The following is a 7,271-nucleotide window of genomic DNA, read 5'->3' as shown; positions in this document are numbered from 1 at the left end:
CTTCGGTGTCGCGCAAGTCGGTGTTGCCCGTGGTCGAGGAAATGAACGGCCTCTTGTTCTACCCTGTGCAATACGAGGGTGAAGAGCTGTCCAAGAACGTGTTCTACACCGGCGCAGCACCCAACCAGCAGGCCATTCCTGCGGTGGACTACCTGATGAGCAAAGACGGCGGTGGCGCCAAGCGCTGGGTGCTTCTGGGCACCGACTATGTGTACCCCCGCACCACCAACAAAATTCTGCGCGCCTACCTCAAGAGCAAGGGCGTGGCCGACAAAGACATCGACGAGAAGTACACCCCGTTTGGCCACTCGGACTACCAGACCATCGTGGCCGACATCAAGAAGTTCTCTGCCGGTGGTAAGACCGCGGTGGTGTCCACCATCAATGGCGACTCCAACGTGCCTTTCTACAAAGAGCTGGGCAACGCCGGTCTGAAGGCCAAGGACGTGCCGGTGGTGGCCTTCTCCGTGGGTGAGGAAGAGCTGCGCGGTGTGGACACCAAGCCGCTGGTGGGCCATCTGGCGGCATGGAATTACTTCCAGTCGATCAAGAACCCCACCAACGCCGAGTTCATCAAGAAGTGGTCGGCTTACGCCAAGGCCAAGAACATCGCTGGCCACAAAGACAAGCCACTGACCAACGACCCGATGGAGGCGACCTACATTGGCGTCAATATGTGGAAGCAGGCGGTGGAGAAGGCCAAGTCCACCGACACCGACAAGGTGATCGCCGCCATGGCCGGTCAGACCTTCAAGGCACCCTCGGGCATCGTGAGCAAGATGGACGAAAAGAACCACCACTTGCACAAGTCGGTGTTCATTGGCGAGATCAAGGCCGACGGCCAGTTCAACGTGGTGTGGAAGACACCGGGCCCGGTGAAGGCCAAGCCATGGAGCCCGTACATCGAAGGCAACGACAAGAAGAAGGACGAGCCAGAGAAGAAGTAAGGCGCCTCGGGTCTGGGCCCTTGTGCCCAGCCAAGCTGCGGGCCCCAGCCGTGCTGTGGCCCGCAGGTCTTTCGTTTGTTGTGCAACCACACCAGCTTTAACGCGACTCAGGATCCATGCGTACCAAACATTGCTTGTTGGTTTTTGCGCTGCTGCTGTCGGGCGCGGCCCAGGCCCTCACGCCCCAGCAAGCCCAGGCGATTGCGGTCGCGTCCGGTGACGACGGTGGCGAGACCCGCATCGCAGCCTTGCGCGAAGCGGTGGCCAAGCCCGACGAGGCCTTGGTTTTGTTCCTGGAGGCGCTGTCGCAAGACGCTGTCAAGCTCATCGGCGATCGCCCGGTGGTGCTGCGAGACGACCAAGCTTTTGATCCGGTGACTGGCGCGCAAGTGGCACTGCCGGACACCGCCGAAGATGTGATCAACAACAACCGCATGCGCGGTGAAATCGACGCTGCGCTGGCCGCCATCCGTCTTCTTTCGCCCAACGAATCGGTGCGGCGCGACGCCATCAAGACCCTGGAAGGCGCCATGGACGAGAGCAAGCTGGCCTTGCTCGACCGCGCCTTTGCGCAAGAGACCGTTGCCGATTTGCAGGAGAAGCTAGGCCGCCTGCGTGCTGTGGCGTGGCTGGGCAGCAGCGACAAGGCGCTGCGCTTGCAGGCTGCTGAACTGCTGTCCAGTAGCGCGCAGGCCGCTACCAAAACACTGCTGGTCGAGCGCTTGCAGACAGAGACCGAGCCGGATGTGAAGTCGGCCCTGCAACGCAGCCTCTCCAAGGTGGAGACGCGCCTGGCCTGGGGCGACCGGCTGGGCGCGATGTTCAGCGGCCTGAGCCTGGGATCCATTTTGCTGCTGGTGGCACTTGGCCTGGCCATCACCTACGGATTGATGGGCGTGATCAACATGGCCCATGGGGAATTGATGATGGTGGGTGCCTATGCCACCTACGTGGTGCAGGGTGTGTTTCGCACCCACTTCCCCGGTGCGTTCGATTGGTATTTGCTGGCCTCGGTGCCGGTGGCGTTCATGGCGTCGGCTCTGGTCGGTGCCGCGATGGAGCGTTCTGTCATCCGTTACCTGTACGGCCGTCCGCTGGAGACGCTGCTTGCCACTTGGGGCATTAGCCTGGTGCTGATGCAGTTGGTACGCACCGTGTTTGGCGCGCAGAACGTGGGCGTAGAAAACCCCAGTTGGATGAGTGGTGGTGTGCAGCTGATGGGCAACCTGTCTTTGCCCTACAACCGCATCATCATCGTGTGCTTTGCCTTTGCGGTGCTGGGCGGCGTGGCATTTCTGATTGCCAAAACGCGTTTGGGCCTGTTTGTGCGCGGTGTCACCCAAAACCGGCCGATTGCCGCCTGCATGGGCGTGAACACCGCGCGTGTGGACACCTACGCATTTGCGCTGGGTTCAGGCATTGCAGGGCTGGCTGGCTGCGCTTTGAGCCAGGTGGGCAATGTGGGCCCGGACTTGGGGCAGGGCTACATCGTGGACTCGTTCATGGTGGTGGTGCTCGGTGGCGTGGGTCAGTTGGCGGGCACGGTGTACGCCGCCATGGGCCTGGGGCTGCTCAACAAGTTGTTGGAGGGTTGGACCGGAGCGGTGCTGGCCAAGATTGCGGTGCTGGTGTTCATCATCATCTTCATCCAGAAGCGCCCCCAAGGCATCTTCGCGATGAAGGGCCGGAGCGCGGAAGCATGAGCGCGGTGCAGCTTCCACCCAAGCCACCTTTGCTGGGCAAGGGCGGCTGGACCGCCTGGCTGGTGGCCCTGGTCGTGCTGTGCGCGGTGGTGCCGGTGCTCAACCTGCTCATTCCCGAGGGCAGTGTGTTTCACCTGAGTGACTTTGCGGTGGCGCTGGTCGCAAAAATCATGTGCTTTGCGATTTGCGCCTTGGCCATGGATTTGATCTGGGGTTACACCGGCATCTTGTCCCTGGGCCATGGCCTGTTTTTTGCGCTGGGCGGCTACGCCATGGGCATGTACCTGATGCGCCAGATCGGGCTGGACGGCAACTACCAAAGCGAGTTGCCCGACTTCATGGTGTTTTTGGACTGGAAGACGCTGCCCTGGCACTGGAGTTGGAGCGACAGCTTTGTGGCCACGCTGGCGCTGGTGGTGCTGGCACCGGGCTTGGTGGCGCTGGTGTTTGGCTACTTTGCGTTTCGCTCGCGCATCAAGGGTGTGTACTTTTCCATCATCACCCAGGCACTCACGTTTGCGGCCATGCTGCTGTTCTTTCGCAACGAGACCGGTTTTGGCGGCAACAACGGCTTCACCGATTTCAAGCGCATTCTGGACATTCCGATCGCCACGCCCAGCACCCGCATGGTGCTGTTTGTGATCACCAGTTTGACGCTGCTGTTGTTCTTTTTGCTGGCGCGCTGGTTGGTATCGAGCAAGTTTGGCCGGGTGCTGCAGGCCATCCGCGATGCCGAGACGCGGGTCATGTTCAGTGGCTACTCGCCGCTGGGCTACAAGCTCACCATCTGGACGCTCTCGGCCATGATGTGCGGTGTAGCCGGTGCGCTGTACGTGCCGCAGGTGGGCATCATCAACCCCAGCGAGATGAGCCCGGCCAACTCGATCGAGATTGCCATCTGGGCCGCTGTGGGCGGGCGCGCCACCCTGATCGGGCCGATTGTGGGCGCCTTCATCGTCAACGGCGCCAAGAGCTGGCTCACCGTCACCTACCCCGAGTTCTGGCTGTATTTTTTGGGCGCCTTGTTCATCGTTGTTACCCTGTTTTTGCCGCAGGGCGTAGTGGGCTTGGTAAAAAAACTGGCAGGTAAAAAAGCATGACGCCCGACCTGTTGGAGCAAGGCGAAAAGCGGGTGCAAGAGCGCATGGCCGCGCTGGCTGCACAGGCCGGGCAGACCGAGTCCGGAGGGCGCTCGGCCGGCTACTCGCGCATGAAGCAGGGCAATGCGGTGGACACCACCCACGGGCGCATCCTGTACCTCGACGGCGTGAGTGTGAGCTTCGACGGCTTCAAGGCCATCAACAACCTGAGCCTGGACATTGCCCCTGGTGAGCTGCGCTGCATCATCGGCCCCAACGGCGCGGGCAAGACCACGATGATGGACATCATCACCGGCAAAACGCGGCCCGACTCCGGCACCGTGTTCTTCGGCAGCACCATCGATTTGCTGCGCTACAAAGAGGCCGAGATTGCGCAACTGGGCATTGGCCGCAAGTTCCAAAAGCCCACGGTTTTTGAGCACCTGAGCGTGTTCGAGAACCTGGAGCTGGCGCTCAAAACCAACAAGGGCGTGGCGGCATCCATGTTTTTCAGGCTGGACTCGGCCCAGTCGGACCGCCTGGCCGAGGTGCTGACCACCATCCACCTCGCCGAGAGCGTGGGGGTGCAAGCAGGCACCTTGAGCCACGGCCAAAAGCAATGGCTGGAGATTGGCATGCTGCTGATGCAAGACCCCAAGCTGCTGCTGCTCGACGAGCCGGTGGCGGGCATGACCGACGAAGAAACCGAGCGCACCGCCGAGCTGTTTTTGTCGCTCAAAGGCAAGCACTCGCTGATGGTGGTGGAGCACGACATGGGCTTTATCAACACCATTTCCGACATCGTGACGGTGCTGTGCGATGGCGCGGTGCTGGCCCAGGGCACGTTGGCGCAGGTGCAAAGCGACGAGCGCGTGATTGAGGTCTATTTGGGGCGGTGATGTTAGAGATCAGCAAGGTCAACCAGTACTACGGCGGCTCGCACATCCTGCGCGATGTCAGCCTGCGCGCCGAGCTGGGCAAGGTCACGGTGGTGCTGGGGCGCAACGGCGTGGGCAAAACCACTTTGCTCAAGTCGCTCATGGGGCTGGTGCCCATCAAAACCGGCACCATCGCGTTCGACGGCAAGCCCATCCACAACGCCACGCCCTACGAGCGCGCCCGCGCCGGTATTGGCTTTGTGCCGCAGGGCCGTGAGATCTTTGCGCGTCTGACCGTCCAAGAGAATTTGGAGATGGGGCTGGCGTACAAGAAGGCGGGCACGGCGATTCCCGCTGAGTTGTTTGATTTGTTCCCGGTGCTGGCGCAAATGCTCAAGCGCCGTGGCGGCGACCTCTCGGGTGGCCAGCAGCAGCAACTCGCCATCGCCCGCGCACTGGCAGCCAAGCCGCGCCTCTTGGTGCTGGATGAACCCACCGAGGGCATCCAGCCCAGCATCATCAAAGACATAGGCCGGGTGATCCGCATGCTGGCCGACCGCGGCGACATGGCCATTGTGCTGGTGGAGCAGTACTACGACTTTGCCCAGGCGCTGGCGGACGACTACATCGTCATGGAGCGCGGCGCGGTGCTGGCCCATGGCAAGGGCCCCAACATGGAAATTGATGGGGTGCGCCAGCTGGTAGGGATTTAGCGCTATGGTTGCATCTTTCCCGCAACGCCCAAGGACGCACTATGCAAGCCGTTTGGAACAACACCGTGATTGCCGAGAGCGACGACACCGTCTTGGTGGAAGGCAACCATTACTTCCCCGAGAGCTCGCTCAAGCGCGAGTTCATCCTGTTTAGCAACCACAAAACCACCTGTTCTTGGAAAGGGCAGGCCAGCTACTACACCCTTAACGTCAATGGCGAAGTGAACACCGACGCCGTGTGGTACTACGCCGACCCCAAGCCCGAAGCCGCACAGATTCGCGGACGGGTGGCGTTTTGGAAGGGTGTGAAAGTCAGTTAGCCTGCAAGCCGCAAGGCGCTGGCCAGTTCCCGGGCCAGCCCTTCGCGCAGTTCGGGGCGCACATGGCGCCCAAGCAACACGGTTTGCCCCTGTCCGTGTAACTCGATCAGCGCTGACGCTATGGTCGGCGCCTGTACCCGCACCCACGGGCGGTGGAAGGTCGTGCGGGTGATGCGGCCCGCCTGTTCGATCTCCACCTCCAGTTGGTCGCCCACCAGCCGCAGCCGCTCACCGTCGGTGGCGCGGCGTGCGTAGAGCAAAAAGGCGATGCCCACCACCACCAACTCCAGCACGGCAAAGGGTGCCACCAGCGGCGCCCCGTGCAACCAAAAGCCGGTGGCCACCACCACCGCAATGGCGCAAAGCGACGCGTACAGCGCCGCCAATTGGCGCGGCGTGACTGAGCAGTTGCGCACCAGGTGCCAGCGCAGGCCTTGCGCATCGGCCACCGCAAACCGCCAAGCCGCCTCCCGCATCAAAACGCCACCGAGGCCAGGGCGGCGGCCATGCAACTGATAACTGCAACTGCCGTGAGCCGCAGCCGCATGGGCAGCCACTCAGCCAGCCCGAGCCGCGGGTACACCACCCGGTCCACGCCAAAGCACAGCATCAACAACGCGGCCAGTATCAACAGGGCGCTTGCTGCATTGGCTAGCAAGGCCAGCCAAGCCACCAAGCTGGGAACCACGCCCCAGGCCAACAGACGCGCTGGGTCCACGTCGTCACGGTGCATCGCCGCGCCCCAGTGCAGGGCGCCTACAAAGCTGGCAATGGTGGCTGCATAGGTTGCCAAGGCGTGCAGTACGTCGCTACGGTAGGGCGCTGGCACGAACCAGCTCGCCAAGGCCAAGCCCACAAAGGGGATCAGCCCGCCAAAGCCCAACAGAGCGGCCGTGCCGCTGGGCGTGCCACGCGCTGTGGTGTTCATTTGCGCGCGTCGGGTGAGGGTGTGCTGGGTTGCTGTGGGGTGGGGGCGGATGACCCGCTTGCGGCTTGGGAAGCTACTTCTGAGGGGTGGCACATGGTTTGGCCATTCCAAATCTGCCCGCACCAGCAGCGGCCTTGCGCATCGATGATGCAGGTGCCTGTCCCGCAGCAGCGGTCGTCTTCTTGCATGGGGTGCTCCTTTATTTGTTGGTGCTTGGCCCGGCACCTCGGGTTGTGGGGTGCGTTAGATGGCGTTGGCGCAGCGGTGATTTTCCTTGAATCTGTGCTGGTAAATGGCTATGAGGGCATTGGCCTGGTGGTGCCCGACCAGCGGATGAAAAAGCCAACCCAGTAGACGTACACCTGCTCGGTGCTGAGGCTATAGTGCATGGTCAGAATCCGCTCGCGCAGCTGGTCCAAAATCCGGGGGTACTGCAGCGCTGGAGTGCTGGGTTTTACAGGGCTTTTGTAGCTGTGAATTCCTACAAAACATTGAGCGGCAAGCCAAGCTTTACACCACTGTAAGGGGTGAGACATGAGCAACTTATGGAGCAACGCCCAACTTATAGAGCAGGTTTGACCTGCCCCCCATAAACCGTACCAGCCAAATTTCCAAGAAGTCCATCCACCCGGAGAATGATGGACATGAGAACAAGCAAATTCAGCGAAGAGCAGATCATTGGCTTTCTGCGCCAGGCCGAGGC

The 7,271-nt window shown here is 61.7% G+C and carries 8 protein-coding genes and 1 pseudogene; 6 read left to right on the top strand and 3 right to left on the bottom strand.

Translation table 11 applies throughout. The features are described from left to right. From ACILRC_RS14980 to ACILRC_RS14955, 6 genes are all read left to right on the top strand, one after another. On the top strand, positions 1-947 hold a 947-nt coding region (locus tag ACILRC_RS14980), incomplete at its 5' end, for a transporter substrate-binding protein (RefSeq protein WP_395670173.1). Between the two features lie 116 nt (positions 948-1,063). Then, entirely contained in the window at positions 1,064-2,650 is a 1,587-nt protein-coding gene (gene urtB, locus ACILRC_RS14975; RefSeq protein WP_395670172.1) for an urea ABC transporter permease subunit UrtB, read from the top strand. Beyond that, positions 2,647-3,750: an urea ABC transporter permease subunit UrtC gene (urtC, locus tag ACILRC_RS14970; RefSeq protein ID WP_395670171.1), complete on the top strand. Its 1,104-nt coding sequence runs from the start codon at positions 2,647-2,649 to the stop codon at positions 3,748-3,750. The genes urtB and urtC overlap by 4 nt, the downstream gene beginning before the upstream one ends. Further along, on the top strand, positions 3,747-4,628 hold the full coding sequence (urtD, locus tag ACILRC_RS14965; RefSeq protein ID WP_395670170.1) for an urea ABC transporter ATP-binding protein UrtD: 882 nt from the start codon (positions 3,747-3,749) through the stop codon (positions 4,626-4,628). Before urtC ends, urtD begins: the two co-directional genes overlap by 4 nt. Next, a complete protein-coding gene (urtE, locus tag ACILRC_RS14960; protein ID WP_395670169.1) occupies positions 4,628-5,320 on the top strand; it encodes an urea ABC transporter ATP-binding subunit UrtE in 693 nt (230 codons plus the stop codon). Before urtD ends, urtE begins: the two co-directional genes overlap by 1 nt. Before the next feature lie 41 nt (positions 5,321-5,361). Next, entirely contained in the window at positions 5,362-5,640 is a 279-nt protein-coding gene (locus tag ACILRC_RS14955; RefSeq protein WP_395670168.1) for a DUF427 domain-containing protein, read from the top strand. Here ACILRC_RS14955 and ACILRC_RS14950 read toward each other — a convergent pair. From ACILRC_RS14950 to ACILRC_RS14940, 3 genes and pseudogenes are all read right to left on the bottom strand, one after another. Further along, a complete protein-coding gene (locus tag ACILRC_RS14950; protein WP_395670167.1) occupies positions 5,637-6,116 on the bottom strand; it encodes a DUF2244 domain-containing protein in 480 nt (159 codons plus the stop codon). The two genes, ACILRC_RS14955 and ACILRC_RS14950, sit on opposite strands and share 4 nt — an antisense overlap. Further along, positions 6,116-6,568, bottom strand: a complete 453-nt coding sequence (locus tag ACILRC_RS14945; protein ID WP_395670166.1) for a DUF3429 domain-containing protein — start codon at positions 6,566-6,568, stop codon at positions 6,116-6,118. The genes ACILRC_RS14950 and ACILRC_RS14945 overlap by 1 nt, the downstream gene beginning before the upstream one ends. Positions 6,569-6,864: 296 nt before the next feature. Continuing rightward, positions 6,865-7,271 (bottom strand): annotated as a pseudogene (locus tag ACILRC_RS14940) (hypothetical protein); the annotation flags it as partial.

This window comes from Rhodoferax sp. (assembly GCF_044236835.1).
GTDB lineage: Bacteria > Pseudomonadota > Gammaproteobacteria > Burkholderiales > Burkholderiaceae_C > Allorhodoferax.
This window is presented reverse-complemented; position numbering and strand designations above follow the sequence as displayed.